At 32.8% G+C, this 18693-nt stretch carries 14 protein-coding genes; 13 read left to right on the forward strand and 1 reads right to left on the reverse strand.

The window, feature by feature from the left end:
* Positions 1-150: 150 nt before the first annotated feature.
* Positions 151-2418: an amidohydrolase family protein gene (locus BUA60_RS22755; RefSeq protein WP_084532533.1), complete on the forward strand. Its 2268-nt coding sequence runs from the start codon at positions 151-153 to the stop codon at positions 2416-2418.
* 568 nt (positions 2419-2986) lie between these two features.
* Positions 2987-5038 carry a hypothetical protein gene (locus BUA60_RS07720; RefSeq protein ID WP_072861179.1) on the forward strand — a complete coding sequence of 684 codons (2052 nt, stop codon included), beginning with the start codon at positions 2987-2989 and terminating at the stop codon, positions 5036-5038.
* 425 nt (positions 5039-5463) lie between these two features.
* On the opposite strand, the gene BUA60_RS07725 is transcribed toward BUA60_RS07720, so the two are convergent.
* The gene (locus BUA60_RS07725; RefSeq protein WP_072861180.1) at positions 5464-5841 is read right to left on the reverse strand and encodes a Fur family transcriptional regulator; all 378 of its coding nucleotides are present in this window, start codon (positions 5839-5841) and stop codon (positions 5464-5466) included.
* Between the two features lie 90 nt (positions 5842-5931).
* On the opposite strand from BUA60_RS07725, the gene BUA60_RS07730 reads away from it, so the two are divergent.
* From BUA60_RS07730 to BUA60_RS07795, 11 genes are all read left to right on the forward strand, one after another.
* Positions 5932-6933: an NAD(P)/FAD-dependent oxidoreductase gene (locus BUA60_RS07730; RefSeq protein WP_084532534.1), complete on the forward strand. Its 1002-nt coding sequence runs from the start codon at positions 5932-5934 to the stop codon at positions 6931-6933.
* 248 nt (positions 6934-7181) lie between these two features.
* Positions 7182-7811 carry a class I SAM-dependent methyltransferase gene (locus tag BUA60_RS07740; RefSeq protein WP_072861182.1) on the forward strand — a complete coding sequence of 210 codons (630 nt, stop codon included), beginning with the start codon at positions 7182-7184 and terminating at the stop codon, positions 7809-7811.
* A 146-nt stretch (positions 7812-7957) separates the two neighbouring features.
* A complete protein-coding gene (locus BUA60_RS07745) occupies positions 7958-8773 on the forward strand; it encodes an AraC family transcriptional regulator (RefSeq protein ID WP_072861183.1) in 816 nt (271 codons plus the stop codon).
* Between the two features lie 75 nt (positions 8774-8848).
* Positions 8849-9343, forward strand: coding sequence for a VOC family protein (locus BUA60_RS07750; protein WP_072861184.1), 495 nt, complete (start codon positions 8849-8851; stop codon positions 9341-9343).
* Positions 9344-9540: 197 nt separating this feature from the next.
* Positions 9541-10629 carry a helix-turn-helix domain-containing protein gene (locus BUA60_RS07755; protein WP_072861185.1) on the forward strand — a complete coding sequence of 363 codons (1089 nt, stop codon included), beginning with the start codon at positions 9541-9543 and terminating at the stop codon, positions 10627-10629.
* 139 nt (positions 10630-10768) lie between these two features.
* Positions 10769-13108, forward strand: coding sequence for a TonB-dependent receptor (locus tag BUA60_RS07760; RefSeq protein ID WP_072861186.1), 2340 nt, complete (start codon positions 10769-10771; stop codon positions 13106-13108).
* Positions 13109-13841: 733 nt separating this feature from the next.
* Positions 13842-14702, forward strand: coding sequence for an alpha/beta hydrolase (locus BUA60_RS07770; protein WP_072861188.1), 861 nt, complete (start codon positions 13842-13844; stop codon positions 14700-14702).
* Positions 14703-15001: 299 nt separating this feature from the next.
* Entirely contained in the window at positions 15002-15547 is a 546-nt protein-coding gene (locus BUA60_RS07775; RefSeq protein WP_072861189.1) for a pyridoxamine 5'-phosphate oxidase family protein, read from the forward strand.
* Between the two features lie 254 nt (positions 15548-15801).
* On the forward strand, positions 15802-16779 hold the full coding sequence (locus BUA60_RS07785; protein ID WP_072861191.1) for a hypothetical protein: 978 nt from the start codon (positions 15802-15804) through the stop codon (positions 16777-16779).
* A gap of 343 nt (positions 16780-17122) precedes the next feature.
* The gene (locus BUA60_RS07790; RefSeq protein ID WP_072861192.1) at positions 17123-17923 is read left to right on the forward strand and encodes a hypothetical protein; all 801 of its coding nucleotides are present in this window, start codon (positions 17123-17125) and stop codon (positions 17921-17923) included.
* The gene (locus tag BUA60_RS07795; RefSeq protein ID WP_143153146.1) at positions 17901-18479 is read left to right on the forward strand and encodes a DUF4468 domain-containing protein; all 579 of its coding nucleotides are present in this window, start codon (positions 17901-17903) and stop codon (positions 18477-18479) included. The genes BUA60_RS07790 and BUA60_RS07795 overlap by 23 nt, the downstream gene beginning before the upstream one ends.
* The last annotated feature ends 214 nt before the right edge of the window (positions 18480-18693 follow it).

The following is an 18693-nucleotide window of genomic DNA, read 5'->3' on the forward strand; positions in this document are numbered from 1 at the left end:
TTATAAACACTGTCAAATGCCAGATTTGGCACTTCGCACAAAAGCAAAATAACAGAATGTAAAAAAACCAGTTGTCAGGTACAGCGGTCATCAAAGTTTTTCATTACCATCAATTTATTAATTAAGGATGATACTTATTATATTGGCCCAATGAACAGAATAAATATAATTGTAATTTTAACATTCACCTTTCTAATTTCACTGCAAGGATGTGGACAGAAACAGGCAACGGATATACAATCCACAAGAATTGACATATCGGATTATTCCCAAAGTTTTATTTCCTTCGACTCTCCAAATATTGCCTTATCCAATGTAAAAATAATTGATGGAACAGGGAATCCTTCCAAAAATTCACAGACTGTTCTGATGGAAAATGGAATAATAGTGGGCATTGGAGATGCCAATGACATTCAAATAGCAGATGATTTTTTTGAACTAAATTTATCTGGCAGGACAATTATCCCAGGCATCATTGGTATGCACAACCACATGAGAATACCTGAATCCGCAATGCTATCTACATCACCTAAACTATATTTAGCAAGTGGTGTGACTACAATCCAAACTTGTGGGACAGGAAATCCCTTTGAAGAGTTAGCTATCGCAAAATCGATAGATAGGGGAGAGCAGCCTGGTCCTGAAATCATTAATTCCGGGCCATATTTCACAGGTCCAGAGGGTAAATCGAATTTCATAAGATTTACCAATGAAAAAATGGTCAGGGATACCATTCGATATTGGGCAAGCAAAGGAGTACAATGGCTGAAGGTTTATAGAAATACCAGGCCACAGGACTTAAAAGTAATAGTTGATGAAGCACATAGGAATAATCTAAAAGTAACAGGTCACCTTTGTGCAACAACTTTTACCGAAGCTGCAGAAATAGGGATCGATGCCATAGAACATGGATTTATACACAGTTATGACCATGCAACAGAAAGGGAAACTGGAGTTTGCTCTAAAAATAACGACTTTAGAACAAATCTGGACATTGACAGTGATACGGTCAAAGATGTGCAACAAAACCTTATAAACAATGGGGTGGCACTAGGTTCAACACTTGCCATTTTTGAAGCACAAGCTAATGTAATGGCAGATGCCAGAGACCTTGAAGTAATGGCTCCCATTCATAAAGAAGCGTATCACCAGCGTAAATTACGTAAGAAAGAACAGGGTAACGACTGGTATTTTAAACCAGAATGGTTGGCTAAATCAATGGCATACGAACTTCAATTTTTCAGGCAAGGTGGATTGCTGGTAGCAGGTCTTGATCCTGGCCTCCACAATATGCCCGGATTTGGAGATCAAAAAAATTACGAACTATTTATTGAGGCTGGATTCAAGCCAGAGGAAGCATTACAGGTAATGACCTCTAATGGAGCAAAGCTACTGTCAAGAACTGACATAGGGACAATTGAGAAAGGAAAGTTGGCCAATATTGTAGTTCTCAATGGAGATCTGGAAAGAAACCCCAAAGTTATTCGAGAAGTGGAAATTGTATTTAAAAATGGTATTGGCTTCGATCCAAATAAACTGATTGAATCTGCAAAAGGAAATGTTGGTTCGGAAACAGACAATACTATGGTATATTTTGGCCAAAAAACTCCTTCGAATGAACCAGAAATATTCGCGCCGAATATAATTTCAAAACCTAATAGACATGAGTTCGGCTGTACAATATCGGGTGATGGGAATGAATTCTATTTTGGAGTAGACAATAATGGCGTTACGGAAATTCATTACACGAACTTATTAGAAGGTGTCTGGTCTCCACCCAGTAAACTTTTCGATTCGGCTTCAATAAGCTACAATGATCCAATGTTATCTTCGGATGAGAAAAGATTGTATTTCATATCCAATCGTTCACTAAATGAAGATATTACTAAAGATGATATGGATATTTGGTATGTAGAAAGGGTAAATAAACAATCAAACTGGTCAGAGCCAATCAATTTAGGGTTACCGATCAACAGCCCTTTAAATGAGTACTATGCTTCTTTTACAAATGATGGTACACTTTATTTCGCATCTCAAGATAAAACTTTAAATGCACCAAACTATGCTTATGATATAAACCGTTCCAAATATGTTAACGGAAAATTCGTCAAACCTGAATTACTATCCGAATCAATAAATACCAATAGATACGAAGCGGATGTATTTATTGCACCTGATGAGTCGTATATGATATTTTGTTCCATCCGTAAAATAGGGAAAGGTCAAGGTGATTTATATATTAGTTTCAAAGATAAAGATGGAAAATGGGGCGATGCGGTTAATATGGGAAGCACAATTAATACTGAAAAGCACGAACTTTGTCCTTTTGTAACTAAGGACGGTAAGTATCTCTTTTATAGCAGTAATAATGATATTTATTGGGTAAGTACGAAGATTTTGGATAATTATAGGGCATAATGTAGGATGGAAAGAAATTCAGTCAATAATGGCACAAAGGGAAAAATGAATTAACTTATAGCTACCTGTTTAGACGGCTGCATTGCCAAGTCAAATGATGACCGTTGAAGGCAAAAACTAGCTGATAAAGAAGGAGAAGATTACAGTTGAGCAGTATTCTTTGCAACCATTTGTACTATTGTTTTTGATCTAAAAAAGGGTAAGGCTACAATAGCTCAGAATCAAGTTGATAACATTAGCAAAGAAGGAGCTGCAAATGGGGTAATGATAATAGAAAATGGAAATCAGTAAACCTTTTCAGATTTTTATATTTTTCAGGGGGCAAAGGGTGAAAAGATAAAAGCCATTACATCGTACTGTATGAAAGTATGATATCCAAACTTATTCCAAAATATCAAAGAGAAAGACCATCCTATTATTCTACAATCCAAAGAAGGTAGAAGCAACAAGATGGGGTCAATGTCGACCGTGGTACAAGACAACCAAAATTATTTATTAAATTGGACCTTATATAAGAAATTTAATTACAAGTTACTATATCCGTACGTTGTAGCCAAATTAAACCAAAATGAAGAAACCAATTTATTTTTTATTTATAGCATTTAACTCTTATTTCTGCCATACCGTTTTCTCACAAAATTGTGATTCCTTAGAAGAATGGAATACAATTATCGAAAAAGAATTCCCAGAATTAAATACGAGCCGTCTTAGGTCCGGAAGTGAAAAAAGTAATCGAATACTATATAACCTTTATTCTGATAAATATTTTATTCCTTTTGCAAATAAATCCTTTGAAAACATTAATAGTATTTGGGGAAACTCAAAATGGAAAAAGCTTAGAAACTGTAGGTCTAAGAAAAAATATTCAACCTTAAAGCACATTGGCTGGTTGAATCAATTTGCACTGGAACCCTTGTGGAATAAAAGAGTAACAGATAAGGTAAGAACCAATATTATTGAGTTAAATAAAACTAGAAGCCTATATAACGAGATAATTTCAAAATTAAATTCTGGTATTGTAGCTTTTGATGAACTTATTAAATATAAAGCCTATGCAACCAAAGAATTTCGAATGCTTATGCCTTCCGAAATCGAAACATTATTGAGTTCGATTAAAACAAAAGAGACCTCCATTTCTAACAGCACAATAATAGCCTCCGCAAATGAATATGCAAATAAGAAAATTGATATAAATAACCTACAACAACTTTATAATTTTCGAATGTCTAATTCTTTAGTATATGATCGAGCTGATGAATCCACTAGAAAAAAGGCTAATGAAATCGTAAACCAAAGAATAAAAGAATTTTTAGATACTTTAGTCCCCTTAGAACAAAAAAAGTTATATCAAATACAATCCTTAGATAAAGTAGAATCATTTTATTCAAACTTCAACAAGTACTTTTCAAACTTTACCAATTACTCCAATGTCAAGGCATTAAACAACGATATTTTAGAAAAAAAGACAGCTATCATTGTAGGACAATCTGATGCAATACACAATAAAATAGCACAATCTTCAAATATAGAAGAACTTAACGCTATTGAATCAGTTTATCTATCTCGAATCAACCAAAAACAAGCTACCATTGTTTCAATAAAAAATAGTTTAAAGTCAAGAGCAGAATTCATAAAAAGTAAAGAGCGTGAGATTGCCATTAATAAAGAAAAAAAACAAAAAGCGTTTAATGATTTTGCAGACAAAAGAATTTCTGAAATTAAAAACTTAAGGCAATTACTAAAAATTAAATATGAATCTAATTTGCCAACATTTGAGAATTTACAAAGTATCCTGGTTGATTTTACAAATACAATTAACAACGATGCAACCTATAATGTAAAAGATGCAAATCACTTAAAACAATATATAGAAGCATTTGGATATATGAGTACACAAAGCAAAGGATTAAGTGATCTTAATTCCTTTGAAAATTCCAAAGGTTACAGAATAATTATGGGCACTTTGGATACACATGATAAAAATATCGGTGTTTGGACAGGACTGGTAATCCCTAACGCACCGGAAGATATTATTAATCTTTATAGATTGGAACTTAATTCAAATTATAGAGAAGTTTCTAAATCAGTATTTCCATTTATAGAGGAGTTTGAAAGGCATTATAACAACTTAAAACCTCTACCTCTCAAAACATCCAAATATTCTGGATTTTACACTAATGTAGGGATGAATTTATATAATTTAAAAGTGGATGACAAGGGAAATCTAAGGGTTACCGTGCATAATAATTTCGATGGGGAGACAAATGTAATGGCTGAAAGGATTGATGACAATACACTTAAGGTGACTTCTTGGACGAATATTACAGACGTTTATGTAAATAAAGGTGATATCCTAACATTTACTGCTCAGGGCAAAATTAGGGTGGGGCTATTATCTGCTACCCCCGATGGTCTGGATGGTTGGGAATCTTTTAGTAAGGTGAGAAAGCTAAGACATTCTGCCTTAATAGGAAAAGTTGGCCATGATTCGTGGTTTGAAATTGGTTCTAAGAAAACAATTAAAGCATCTTCTTCTGGTAGACTTTACTTAAGAATTAATGAAACACATGTTAACAATAACGATATTGGATATTGGTCGGTTAACTGTAGAATCAAATAAAACTGATTAAAACAAAATTGCTACAATAACCAAGTCTTCGTGTGTTCAGTATTGCCTGTCCCACCAAATCTGTAGAAACCCAACAAGGAGACCGTTTTGACTGAACAATGTCTGGTGCCCAAGTAAATATGGGACAGCTGAATTTCCGTCTACTTAGGTTGATTTTCAACGACTAAAGGAAATGGATTCTAGAAAAATCTCTAATAGCTTTTCCCGCACCTACTTCTTAAATAATTGTTTTTCTTTATATGCATATAATTAGACAAGCCAGTGCAGGTTAGATTCAACAAGAATAGGGTAGTGGAAGTAAGGGCAATGAGCTTTTAATTAATAAACAGCCCAATAAAAAAATTTTATTAAAAACAGACCTAAATAAGTAATATAGTAACTAGTTGCTCTATCCAGTTGTTGATGACAATATAAACCTACGAACAATCATTACAAGTACCAGTCAGAACACAATTTGCATTTTGAACTTCGTAGCCATTGGGAACTGAACACTCAACAGGAACTTGCAGGCATTCAATCGTATCACACGACAAACAACGAAAATGAAAATGATGTTGAATAACTTCTTGTGGATTCTCACATTTTTTACAAATGGCAAAATACTGTTTTCCGTCTTCTGCAACTATTTTGTGGACTATCCCATCCTCACAAAATCTGTTCAAAACTCTATAAATCGTAGCCCTATTGATTTCAATATCCAACTGCCTTTCAATAGCGTCTTGACTCAACGCCTTTCTCGAATTCATTAATAAGTTTAGTACGGCCTCTTTTGTAGGTGTATTTCTTCGATTCATATTTTATTGCGAATATGTTGCAATAATACAAAAATATGGTATATTTGCCAAAACACTATTGCGACCACTTCGCATTTAATTGTTTGTTTAATGGACAGAAGAGAAATAATTAAACTATTAGGAGTATCAGGTATAGCACTTACAATACCACAACCAATTACACTCTTTGCTCAAAACAATAACAATATGGATATAAAAGAATTTGAAGTCATCATAATAGGTGGAAGTTATGCAGGACTTTCAGCAGCAATGGCATTAGGGCGTTCACTTCGCAGGACCTTGGTCATTGACGCAGGTAAACCATGTAATCGGCAAACACCACATTCACATAATTTTTTAACTCAAGACGGAAGTACACCAAAGGAAATTTCTGAAATTGCCAAAAGTCAAGTAGCAAAATACGACAGCATTGAATTCTATGACGGACTCGCTGTTAAGGGTAAAAGAAACAATAAAGGATTTGAAGTCACTACTTCAAAAGGCGATGTTTTTGCAGCAAAGAAATTGGTTTTGGCAACTGGAGTTAAAGACCTAATGCCCGATATAAAAGGTTTTTCTGAATGTTGGGGAATATCAGTTGTGCATTGCCCATATTGTCACGGTTACGAAATAAGAAACAAGAAAACTGCCATAATTGCCAAAGGAGAAAGAGCGTTTCACCTTGCTTCTTTAGTAAACAATTTAACTCAAGAAATTACGATTATTACTTCGGGATCAAAAGACTTTGAAGTAAACCAACTCGAAAAGTTAAAACAACACGATATTAAAATCATTGAAAAAGAAATTTCTGCAATAGAACATCATAATGGACAAATGGAAAAAATTGTATTCAAAGACGGTAGTACGGAATATTTTGAATCTGCTTATGCCGCTATTCCATTTGAGCAAAACTCAAATATACCCCAAGAATTAGGTTGTAAAATCACGGAAAACGGACACATTGAAGTGAACTTTATGCAAAAAACCAGTGAAGATGGCATATTTGCTTGTGGAGACAACAGCACAATGATGCGCTCTGTATCAATGGCAGTTAGCAGTGGTACTATCACAGGTGCAATGGTAAATCACGAATTGTCACAAGAAAATTTTTGATATGGTAGAAGTGTTTATGACCAACGTAAAATCAGAAATTCTATCAACTGAAATTCTACAATTTTTGGAAAATGGATATCCACAGCTAAAATTCAATTTTGACCTGGAAGATTTCAACAGACCATATCCTTGCGGTCATTCCATTTTAAGAATTGAAGGAAAAACGATCGATACAAATTCAATAACCCAACAACTTAAAAGTAAAGGAATTGAATGTGAATTATTAGCAGATAAAATTTGTAGGTAGTATGGCAGAGTTTTGGGAAACAGCATTTACCGACAAACAAGAAATGTGGGGAATGGAACCTGCAAAATCTGCCCAATTGACAAAAGATTTTTTTGTAGAAAATGCCATAAAAAATATTCTCATCCCGGGAATTGGATATGGGCGAAATGCCCAACCATTCATCGAAAATGGCATAAAAGTAAGCGGAATTGAAATTTCAAAAACAGCCATCGCGTTAGCAAAAAAACATTATGGAAATAAAATGAACATTTTTCACGGCTCTGTAAAGAAAATGCCTTTTAAGGACATAAAATATGACGGAATTTTTTGTTATGCCCTCATTCATTTATTGGACTGCCAAGAAAGAGAAAAACTGATACAAGACTGCTACAACCAATTGACAGAAAATGGATTTATGGTTTTTACCGCTATAACCAAAAACACACCTCAATTTGGAAAGGGAGAATTGATAAGTAAAGACCGTTACGAAATTCATAAAGGAGCAAAAATATTTTACTACGACCAAGCATCAGTTCATACGGAATTTAACAAGTATGGGCTTTTTGAAATTACAGAAGTAAGTGAAAACCAACCAATGTATCTGATCAAATGCAAAAAGAAAAAAAATTACCACCCTCAACAGGAGGTATAATGAATTGCCGGCCGATTTCCCATGTGGAAATCCACACAATTAACTATCTTCGGTAAAGGCGGACAATTTCCGTTAGAAATGTCTGCAACTAATCATATACAAGACCTTTGTACTTCACTATAAAAAAAACGACCTAGACAAATATAATGGACTACCAAACATACGAACCACAGATTGACTTAAAATCACTTGTTAGTTGTTATTGGACTTTGGAAGTGCCTAAACAGTCTGATTCACAAAAACAACGAATAGTACCTGATGGTTGTATTGAAATGGCGTTTATTCTCGGAGATGACATAAAAAGATACACTTCCGAAAATGAATTTATACTTCAGCCTCGTGCTATGGTACTCGGACAAACCATTGAACCTTTTTACATTGAGCCAACAGGGTTTGTTAAAACATTCGCTGTCCGATTTTATCCTTATGGATTTGCAAACTTTGTTTCTGAACCAATTAGCAAATTGGCAAATAAGGAAACACCCATAAACCAACTTTTTGTACTAGAAAACGCAGATGATTTGGAGCAAAAAATAATCAATGCGAATAATACGGAAGAACGAATAAGTATTATTGAAAAATTTCTTTTGGATAAGCTTAATGACGAAAAAACGATTAATAAAATTGTAATAAACACCGTTGATTCCCTTCTATTATCAAACGGAAGTGCTTCGATAAATTCAATCCTAAAAGACGACTTGTCCAAGCGAAGACAACTCGAAAGAAACTTCAAAAAGCAAATTGGGATAAGCCCTAAACAATTGGGAAAGGTAATTCGATTACAAACCGCTTTAAAAATGTTGCTTGACCAAAAATCAGCAAACCTTACCGATATTGCCTATGAAAGTGAATACTTTGACCAAGCACACTTCATAAAGGACTTTAAGGAATTTACAGGAATAAACCCCAAAGAGTTTATCAAGCACGAAAATTTAGCTCTTTCCGCCCTTTTTTACAAATAGCCTAAGGGTGTCGCATTTTTACAATTTCAAAGGATTTTCTACTGCTATTTTTGTTCAGTCAACAACAAACGGAAAATGAAAGACCTTATACTTATCTCAATTATTGCTTTGACTTTTGGAGGTGTATCCTGTAAAAATAAAGGGACTTCTGCTACCAAACCAAACGTAAATAAAGATACAACAATCGATAAAGACAAGAATATGAAAAGTTTTATTTCACTTTTTGAAATTCCTGCAACGGATATTTCCCGAGCAATCAATTTTTATCAAACAATTTTAGACATTAAAATTGAAAAAATAGAAGTGCCAGGAATGGAAATGGGAATATTCCCATATGATGGACAAATGGTTACAGGAGTTATAGTGAACAGCGAAGGGTACAGACCTTCGGTAGATGGAGTAACCATTTATCTAAATGGCGGTGATAATCTTCAACATATTCTTGACAAGGTCGATGATAATGGTGGAAAAATTATCATTCCAAAAACCTCTCACGCAGATGGAAATGGATTTTTTGCTTTGTTCACGGATACAGAAGGAAATAAACTTGGACTAAATTCCCCAAATTAGGAGAAGAAAAGGGAACCCCTACAATAAATAAAAGCAATAGCGGTTCGGGTGCAAACTCGATCCGTTTTTGTATTTAATTAGGTATATTGCTACACGTTTAAGCCGCTACTACTTTATACGGTACCGTTGTGTAAAACCTAAACCAAATAGGGGAATTGGAATCAACTTAAAAATAAAAAACCACCTAACACAATTTAATGAATACTCTTGTCGTAATTTTATTATTCGGTTCTCTTTTATTACTCTCATTTTTATTAATAGCGAACCCAGTAAATGTCAATAAGAAGGCGAATTTTTGGTTTGGACTAGTTATATTTTTTTGGTCTTCTTTTTGGCTCGAAGAGATTCTTGTTTTGATACGTTTAGATATTCAGAGTAACCTATTTTGGCTACCTATTCGTTTTTTTCAATTTTTAACTCCCGTTGTATTTTATTATAGTATAGCGTATTACGCTAACCCAAATTTCAGATATGGAAGAAAGGATTTTATTCATTTTCTTTTCCCAATAATACTACTTATTGTTTTAATGGTTAACCAATTTTATAGCGACAACGCTAACCTATCATTAGTCTTAAATGCATTGGTAATTATTCAGGCTTTTTATTTTATAGTCTTGTCTTATATCAAAATCCAAAAGCACAAACAAAGAATTCGATTGTTTTCATCAAATACGTTTCAAATCGATCTCAAATGGTTGAAGTTAATCATTCTTGCAATTTTCACCCTAGTTGCTTTTATTGGCATCTATAATTTATTATTCGTTGAAGCAGATTTAAACTTATTTGCAAATATTGTATCGTTATCAATTGTATACTTTATTGCATATAATTCACTTAAACAAAAAGAGATTTTCTTATTGGATGAAAATGAACGTAGCCTTATTATTTCATCTGAAGAACAAACAGAAATAAATAAGAGAAAATTAATATCTGATGACGAATTAGAATCTCAAAAAGAGCATCTTATAAAACTAATGGATGATAAGAAACCTTATTTAGATTCTGAATTATCACTTGCACAATTAGCTGAATTAATGAATTTTACACCGCATCAGCTTTCCTATTTAATTAATGCTGCGTTCGAAGAAAGTTTTTTTTGGTTTGTTAATAGGTATAGAGTTCAAAGAGTAAAAGAATTGCTTTTGGATAAGGAAAATGAACATTTGACCATACTTGGCATTGCATTTGAATCGGGCTTTAATTCAAAAACTTCGTTTAATACCACCTTCAAAAAGATTAGCGGACAAACTCCTTCAGAGTTTAAAAAAAATGGTGCAGCTTTATAAAATCGAACTCCAACATTTTATTACACCCTTATTTTTAAGCACTTACGAAGTATCAAAAACAAGTTCAGTTATATAACTTCGAACATAGGCACGAACATTCTAATCTAATTTTGTAGCTAACTTTAACTACAATTTAATTATGACTAGAAATATCTTACTACTAGTATTTTCGCTTTCATTATCCATTATAAGCGCACAAGATATAACACAAAATATTAAAGGTTCAGTAATCGATAATTCATCCAAAGAAACTATACCTTTTGCTACAATAACAATAATCGGTACTGATCCGATTATAGGTACCACCTCTGATATGGATGGTAATTTTATTCTTAATAATGTTCCTATTGGCAGATATGATTTACAGATTTCTTACTTAGGTTATGAACCTATTATAGTGCCTGAAGTTATAGTTACTTCTGCTAAAGAAGTTGTTTTAACCATAGCCCTAACAGAAAGCGCATTCGCTCTAAGTGAAGTTGTTCTTAAACCAAAGCTTGTTAAAGCTAAACCTCTTAATGAAATGGCTTCAGTGAGTACACGTATGCTGAGTGTAGAAGAAGCCAATAGGTACGCAGGGGGATTTGATGACCCTGCACGTTTAGCTTCTTCCTTTCCTGGGGTAGCTAGTAGTGTTGGCAACAATGCCATTGTAATTAGAGGGAATGCCCCAAAATATTTACAATGGAAAATTGAAGGGGTGGAAGTTTCCAACCCAAATCATTTTGCTGATTTAGGATCTTTTGGTGGTGGCGGATTAACGGCTTTGAGCAGTAATTTGCTAGCCAATTCCGATTTTTTTACAGGAGCTTTTCCTGCTGAATACAATAACGCATTGTCCGGGGTTTTCGATATAAGAATGCGAAATGGTAATAGCACAGAATTTGAACATAGTTTCGAAATTGGAGCCATTGGAATGGACTTTGCATCGGAAGGACCTTTAAGCAAAAAAAACAACGCTTCTTATCTCGTAAATTATCGATATTCAACATTAGGTCTTGTTTCATCATTGTTGCCAGATGATGCCGATGGCACAAATTATCAAGATTTATCTTTTAAATTAACGCTACCTACTAAAAAAGCTGGAATATTCTCTGTTTGGGGAATTGGATTAATAGACAAGTCCGGGTCAAAACCGGAAACTGAAACTGACAAACAAATTTATTATCAGGATATTGAAAAGCAAGATGTAAAACAGTATATGGGAGCTGTTGGTCTAAATCACAGGCTTGTTTTTGAAAATTCAGCATACTTGAACTCTACATTATCAATATCTGCCAATGGAATCGATTTAAAAACAGATAGGTTAGACGATACCTCTCAATTACAACCTGAGAATGAAATAAACAATAAAAACTACAATATTACTTTCAAGTCTTTCATAAATAAAAAATTCAACTCAACACACACTAATAAAACAGGAATCATGGTAAGGGGTTTAGGATATGACCTAAATCTAAAAGAAAATCAAGGAGAACCTGAAAATGGTCTAAATTCATTAGTTGACGAAGATGGCTTTAGCTCATTAGTATCGGCATTTTCAAGTTCCTCTATTTCATTAAAAAAATGGCAACTAAATATTGGCCTAAATTCTCAACTGTTTACATTGAATAACAGCTTTGCTCTTGAACCTCGTTTAGGACTGAATTATCAACTGAACGATAATAATGAAATAAGTTTTGGATATGGATTACACAGTAGAATGGAACCGTTAAACATTTACCTTGCCAATACCGGCAATTCTAGGTCCTACCAAGCCAACAGAAATTTGGATTTTTCAAAAGCACATCATTTCGTAATGGCTTATGATTGGAATATTAATGAAAAATTACATTTAAAAATAGAACCCTATTTTCAATATCTATTTAATATTCCTGTAATAGAAAACAGTACTGAATCACTTATTAATTTACAAAATGATTGGTTTATCAATGATACCTATGCAAATAATGGAAAAGGTAAAAATTATGGGCTCGATCTAACTTTAGAGCAATATGTAGATAATGGATTTTATTATTTGTTCTCCGGTTCTATATTCAATTCAGAATATAAAACAGACACTAATGTTTGGTACAATACCAGATTTAATAAAAATTACCTCCTTAATACTCTAGTTGGAAAAGAATTTAGAATTGGTAAGAAAAAACAAAGTTTACTTGGAATAAATTTAAAATTAAGCCTTCAAGGCGGTGACAGATATTCAAAAATTGATCCAACTGCTTCATTTATGGAGCAAGATGTTATTTACAATGAAACAACCCCTTTTACCGAGCAATCAAAGACATCTATCATATCCCATTTTACGATCAATTATGAATGGTATAAAAAGAAATCCACACAAAAATTATCTTTAAAAATACTTAATGCAACAAACTACAAAGACTTTCAAGGTCATAGATACAATATTAAGACCAATAAAGTGGAGGAGTTCAGAGAAGCATTAATGATACCGAATATTAGCTACAAAATATCATTCTAAATATAAAGGTAGCGTACAACTCAGAATAAAATTAATAGCTAGTTCTCGGCTATATTCAAAAATCTTCTCACCGTATGCATTTTTAATTCCCAGATAAATATTAACCCGCAAAACTAATCTTTGTAAAATGATTTATTATTGGTTGCACATAATCTATACCTTTTTTAGATCAGGAATATTCTGGAAAATAACTCAGCACAAAACAAATATCCAATATTGGAAAGAATTAAAAAAGATCAAATCCTTACAACATAATCTGCGATTTTCGAACCTTATTTTTATTAAACAAGCATATCAAAAAATACCTAGACAATTTAAATTATATAGTACTTAACAGAAATGCTATCACAACAATTATATCGAAAACTCTTAAAGGCGAAATATCAATAAAATACCAAAACACCATAAGACTGGTTATCATTTCCCAAGCAGCAAGAGCCTAGCTCCAAAAAAGCAACTGACCCAATTGTAAATTCTCAAACACTAAGGACACTATTGCAATATACATTTACAGTTTCCCGCACCTAATTCTTAAATGAATGTCCTTCTTTATAGCTATATTTTTGGCCAGTCATTTTATGCCGGTCGTAACAATAATAGGGTAGGGGAGAAATTGTAATAACCCCATTATTTATGACTAGGCCAATAAGAAAGATTTACTAAATTAGACCTATATTGGGAATATACACACTAGTAATTATATACAATTGTTAGGTGCAATTATCTGAAAATCATGCAAATAAAAAAAATTAAAACTAAAGAATTTGAATTTGATTGTAGAGTTGCAGGTAATGAAGAAAACGAGCTAATAATATTTCTTCATGGATTCCCAGAAACTTCATTTATGTGGATTAATTTAATGGAAAAACTATCCTCAATAGGATATTTTTGTGTGGCACCAGATATGCGTGGTTACAGTGAAAATGCTTGTCCGAAAGGAGTAAAAAACTATACGATAAAAAAATTAAGTGACGATATTTTAAACATTGTTAATGCTGTTAATGTAAATAAATTTCATCTCATAGCTCATGATTGGGGAGCTGGAATAGGTTGGAATATTGTCTTTCATAATCCCGAAAAAATAATTAGCTGGACAGCGTTATCTGTTCCTCACTCTAGAGGTTTTAGAAAAGCTATTAAAATGGATAATGTACAAAGAAAAAAGAGTCGTTACATAGGATGGTTCTTATTCCCTATTATTCCGGAAATAATGCTACGGAAAAATGATTTTGAAAAATTCAGAAAATTATGGAAACACAGCTCACCTGAAGAACTGAATAATTATCTTTCTGTTTTTCGAAGAAAGTATACATTAACAGCTGCATTAAATTATTACAGAGCGAATTTTAGAAATGGAAAACATCAACCTGTTGGAGATATTGTAACACCCACTCTATTTATATGGGGAAAAAAAGATTTAGCAATTGGCAAAGTTGCCGCCGAAAGTAATCATAAGTATATGAAAGGTGATTATAAATTTCTAGAATTGAATGGAGGTCATTGGCTAATTCAATCAAATTATTTAGAAGTAGAAAAAGCTATTATTGAACATTTAACTAAATATAAAACTGCACCTAACAATGTATCCTATTGAAAAGCACTAGTCCATCCCGATAATTATATGGACCTCAATTTCAAGATTTTATATTTTATCATGCCTGCACCTAAGATGTTCTGTGCGGTTTCCCGCACTTACTTCTTAAATAAATGTCTTTCTATATAGTTATATTTTTGGCCAGTCACTTTATGCTAGTCGTAACAAAAATAGGGTAGGGGAGAAATTGTGACAACCTCTTAATTTATAATTAGGTCACAAAAAAGATTTACTAAATTAGACCTATAAAGGAAATATATTTCACAACTATATCCACTAGTTGTAGCCAATTTAAAAATATGGGGAAGAAATTAGATTTTATTACCACCGAACTGCAAGAATTCATTGCAAATCAAAAACTATTTTTTGTAGGAACAGCTTCCATTGATGGGAGAGTTAATGTGTCTCCAAAAGGTACCGACTCATTTAGAGTTATTAGTAAGAACAAAATTGTTTGGTTGAACTTAACAGGAAGTGGAAATGAAACCGCTGCGCATTTATTAAAGAATAATAGAATGACTATTATGTTCTGCGCTTTTGAAGGGAAACCTTTGATTTTAAGACTGTACGGAGAAGCAAAGATTTACCATAAAAGAGATAGTGAATTTCACAAATATTACAATATGTTCCCTGAGAATGTAGGTGCCCGACAGATTATCGAAATGGAAGTGGATTTGGTTCAAACTTCTTGCGGCTTTGCGGTGCCCTTTATGGATTTCAAAGAAGAACGCACAACTTTAAATTCATGGGCGGCAAAACAAGGTGAGGACAAAATTCAAGAATATTGGAAAAACAAAAACAGCATAAGTATTGATGGATTTGAAACGAAAATCCTTGACGATTAAAAACCATTTACAAGATGCTATAAATCATAGCTAGTGATTATTAAATCGCAAGGTGTGCACATATTTGCAAAGTGCGCCAATTTTTTTGATTTGGCTTTTAAAATAAAAATAATTACAAAACCCGCCTGTACCAAAAAGACACCTTCGGGCAGGCAATATGCTTTAGCTTCGTACGCAGACGGAAACGAAAAATTTCCTCACTTCCGCAATACGTTTAGCTCAGGCGTTAGCAACTATTACAAAACACTCTTTTAATGACAAAGATTTCACTTAGTATTATTTTGATGTGCTATCTTTTAGTTTCTACTAAGAGTTATGCACAAAAAAACTATTTGAACTACCATTCTAAAGTTATTGAATGCGAACAGTTAATTGTGGAAGGAAAATACACTTCTGCAACTAATAAGTTTGACTCTCTATTTAAAGAGTTCGATTTCTTGTTTCTAAGAGATATCAAAATTGCTACAGAACTCAGCGTATTTGAAAAAGATTATAAAGCAGCATTGAATTTTATTAAACTTGGATTCAAGTATGGATGGACAATTGAGAGTATCAACAAAAAAGACAACTTAAAATTTTTAAAAGAACAACAGGAATGGCCTCAAATCATTGCAGTATACGATTCCATTCACAATATTTACTTGTCAAGACTAAACCTTCAACTTAAAAAACAAGTCTATGAGATGTTTAAAAAAGATCAAAAAAAAGCTTTTGGAGCATTACTTAGAATTGGACAAAAATCTAAAAGAAAATACTCTGAAAATAAATTTGCCCCACATAGTGAACGTCAGATGGAAAAATTAGAGATAATTTTAAATGAATATGGTTATCCTGGAGAACGACTTATAGGGAATAATTTGTGGTGTTCAGTGATTTTAAGCCATCACAACTCAATATCAGTAAGTTATAATTCTAAAGATACAATATACGCTCAATTAAAGCCGAAATTATTGAATGCGTTGAAAAAAGGTGAAATATCACCATATGAATTCGCTCAAATAGAAGACTGGCAAATTGCAGCTTTAAATGACCATAAATTAACATCTTATGGCTTTCTTGGAACTATTCCAGACGATATAATTCTTGAAACTATAAATAAGAATAGAGCTGATATTGGACTTAGAAGCATTGAGCTAAGAAATAATTTAATAGATGTTGAAAATAAGACAGGAATTAACTTATATCTACCCAAAGGATGGCAGAATGGAAAAATAATAATTAAAGAAAAATAAACAGTTGCTAACACGGTGTCCCATGAAAAGCACTAGTCCATCCCCATAATTATCTGGACCTCAATCCCAAGTTTCTATTTTTTGTCAGTCTGCACCTAAGATGTTATTGGCTGTTTCCCGCAACTTCCAATTCCAGGAATTAATTTTCTTTATATGCATATTTTAGACAAGACAATGAAGGTCCGAATTGACAAAAATAGGGTAGGGGTAAGTAAGGATTATAGGCCACTAAATAAATAACTAGACCAATAAAAAGATTTACTAAATTAGGCATATAAAAGATATATAGTCGATGACTATATCCAATTTTTGCAGTTGCAATATGACTAAATTAGTTAACCATATGAAAAATTTATTTTTTTTATTGTTTTTTTTGACTTTTCAATTATTTAGTCAAAATAACCCCGAATTCTTCGACATGCCAACTGCTCAAAAGGTTTTAAACCAAGTAAAAGGCAAAGATAAAGCGGACACCTACATTCAACAGTGTGCTACATTATCACGTTTGTCTAGAATCGCATTATATCGAATGAGTGATTTTGAAGAGCTAGAAGACAATGTTCTTATGGCAGCAAAAAAGAAACAGAATGAAGAATATATTACTTTTTACAAAGAGGTTCGTCAAAGATATAGTAACGAAATTAAATCTTTAGAGCTAGATAAAAATGCTAAAGATTGGGATGCAACGATAGGCAATTTTTCAAATAATGAAGAGTTTCAAAAAAATATTATAAACACTTTATTTAACGAAAGGGCTAAAAACCAATACAACAATGTATTTTCTCGAAGAGAACAGCACAACAAAAAATTAAAAGATGCCAATGAAGAGAAACAAAAAGAAAAGTCAAATGCTATTTTTAATAACATTTTGGCACATGGTTTCTTTTGGATAGTAATGTTTTCATTTCTAATTTTTGGAGCTATATTAACAATTCGCGGTTATAATTGGAGAAAAAGATTATTAAAATATGAATTTGAAAATACAACATCTGGTGGAGTTGTAGGGTTTGATGATTTTGGAAAAGCACAAAAACACAGTTCTAACAAAACCTTTTCAGGAATTTTAATTTTTATTGGTGTAGTTATTTTTATGATTGCATTACTTTTAATAAATATTACAATTGTTAACAATAAACTGTTCTAATTCAAATAAATACATAATAAAAAGAACAATTTCAAACCTAGCCTGTTGCATGATAATTTCTATGTCATTTGCGCAAACTACTAATATTTTTGATGAAGTTGGTGAAATCAGTCCAAATCCATTTGTCACTGAAGTCAATGGTACAAGTATGGAACTTTATAACAACACCTTAAAATGGATTAAACTTAATTATAATTACCCCGATGAAGTTATAGCCAGCAAAATTGAAGGTGAGTTTATTAGAATTTCAGGTACAGAGGAGGTAAAAGGAACAGATGATATGGTTTATACAATTGAGATTGACTTCAAAGACAATAGGTACAGAACTACCTTAACAAAAACTAATCATGCTGATGAAAAAAATGGGAAAACTATTGTAAATTCAATCGAATTATTGACTCCAGACCCTAAATATGGGAAATCGCAAAAAATAATTGACCTTCACAAAGAGATTTATCAGCCATGGCTTAATGAAACATTGAATATTTTGAATAGATTCAACCTTTCACTATATAATTATTTATCCGGAAAAACCGACAAAAAAGATGATTGGTAATATACTGGCTGCAAAACCGTATCCTATCCAACCCTCTATAGTTTTACATACTCAAATACCGCAAATATAATTAGCACTATGCCCTTTGCGGTTTCCCGCAATTTACTTTTCAAAGAATTGTTTTTCTTTAGTTCTAAAAATTTAACCAACGAATAGCGCCCAGACCCCACAAAATAGGGTAGGGGACAGCAGAGCTATAAGCCATTAAATTAAT

The sequence above is a fragment of the Arenibacter palladensis genome (assembly GCF_900129275.1).
In the GTDB taxonomy this organism is placed as follows: Bacteria; Bacteroidota; Bacteroidia; order Flavobacteriales; family Flavobacteriaceae; genus Arenibacter; species Arenibacter palladensis.

What these genes read in the sequence shown, in the direction of transcription:
- BUA60_RS07720 (WP_072861179.1), top strand. Translation starts at nt 2,987, where the DNA reads ATGAAGAAACCAATTTATTTTTTATTTATAGCATTTAACTCTTATTTC.
- BUA60_RS07730 (WP_084532534.1), top strand. Translation starts at nt 5,932, where the DNA reads ATGGACAGAAGAGAAATAATTAAACTATTAGGAGTATCAGGTATAGCA.
- BUA60_RS07775 (WP_072861189.1), top strand. Translation starts at nt 15,002, where the DNA reads ATGGGGAAGAAATTAGATTTTATTACCACCGAACTGCAAGAATTCATT.
- BUA60_RS07725 (WP_072861180.1), bottom strand. Translation starts at nt 5,841, where the DNA reads ATGAATCGAAGAAATACACCTACAAAAGAGGCCGTACTAAACTTATTA.
- BUA60_RS07785 (WP_072861191.1), top strand. Translation starts at nt 15,802, where the DNA reads ATGACAAAGATTTCACTTAGTATTATTTTGATGTGCTATCTTTTAGTT.
- BUA60_RS07740 (WP_072861182.1), top strand. Translation starts at nt 7,182, where the DNA reads ATGGCAGAGTTTTGGGAAACAGCATTTACCGACAAACAAGAAATGTGG.
- BUA60_RS07745 (WP_072861183.1), top strand. Translation starts at nt 7,958, where the DNA reads ATGGACTACCAAACATACGAACCACAGATTGACTTAAAATCACTTGTT.
- BUA60_RS07755 (WP_072861185.1), top strand. Translation starts at nt 9,541, where the DNA reads ATGAATACTCTTGTCGTAATTTTATTATTCGGTTCTCTTTTATTACTC.
- BUA60_RS07770 (WP_072861188.1), top strand. Translation starts at nt 13,842, where the DNA reads ATGCAAATAAAAAAAATTAAAACTAAAGAATTTGAATTTGATTGTAGA.
- BUA60_RS07760 (WP_072861186.1), top strand. Translation starts at nt 10,769, where the DNA reads ATGACTAGAAATATCTTACTACTAGTATTTTCGCTTTCATTATCCATT.
- BUA60_RS07790 (WP_072861192.1), top strand. Translation starts at nt 17,123, where the DNA reads ATGAAAAATTTATTTTTTTTATTGTTTTTTTTGACTTTTCAATTATTT.
- BUA60_RS07750 (WP_072861184.1), top strand. Translation starts at nt 8,849, where the DNA reads ATGAAAGACCTTATACTTATCTCAATTATTGCTTTGACTTTTGGAGGT.
- BUA60_RS22755 (WP_084532533.1), top strand. Translation starts at nt 151, where the DNA reads ATGAACAGAATAAATATAATTGTAATTTTAACATTCACCTTTCTAATT.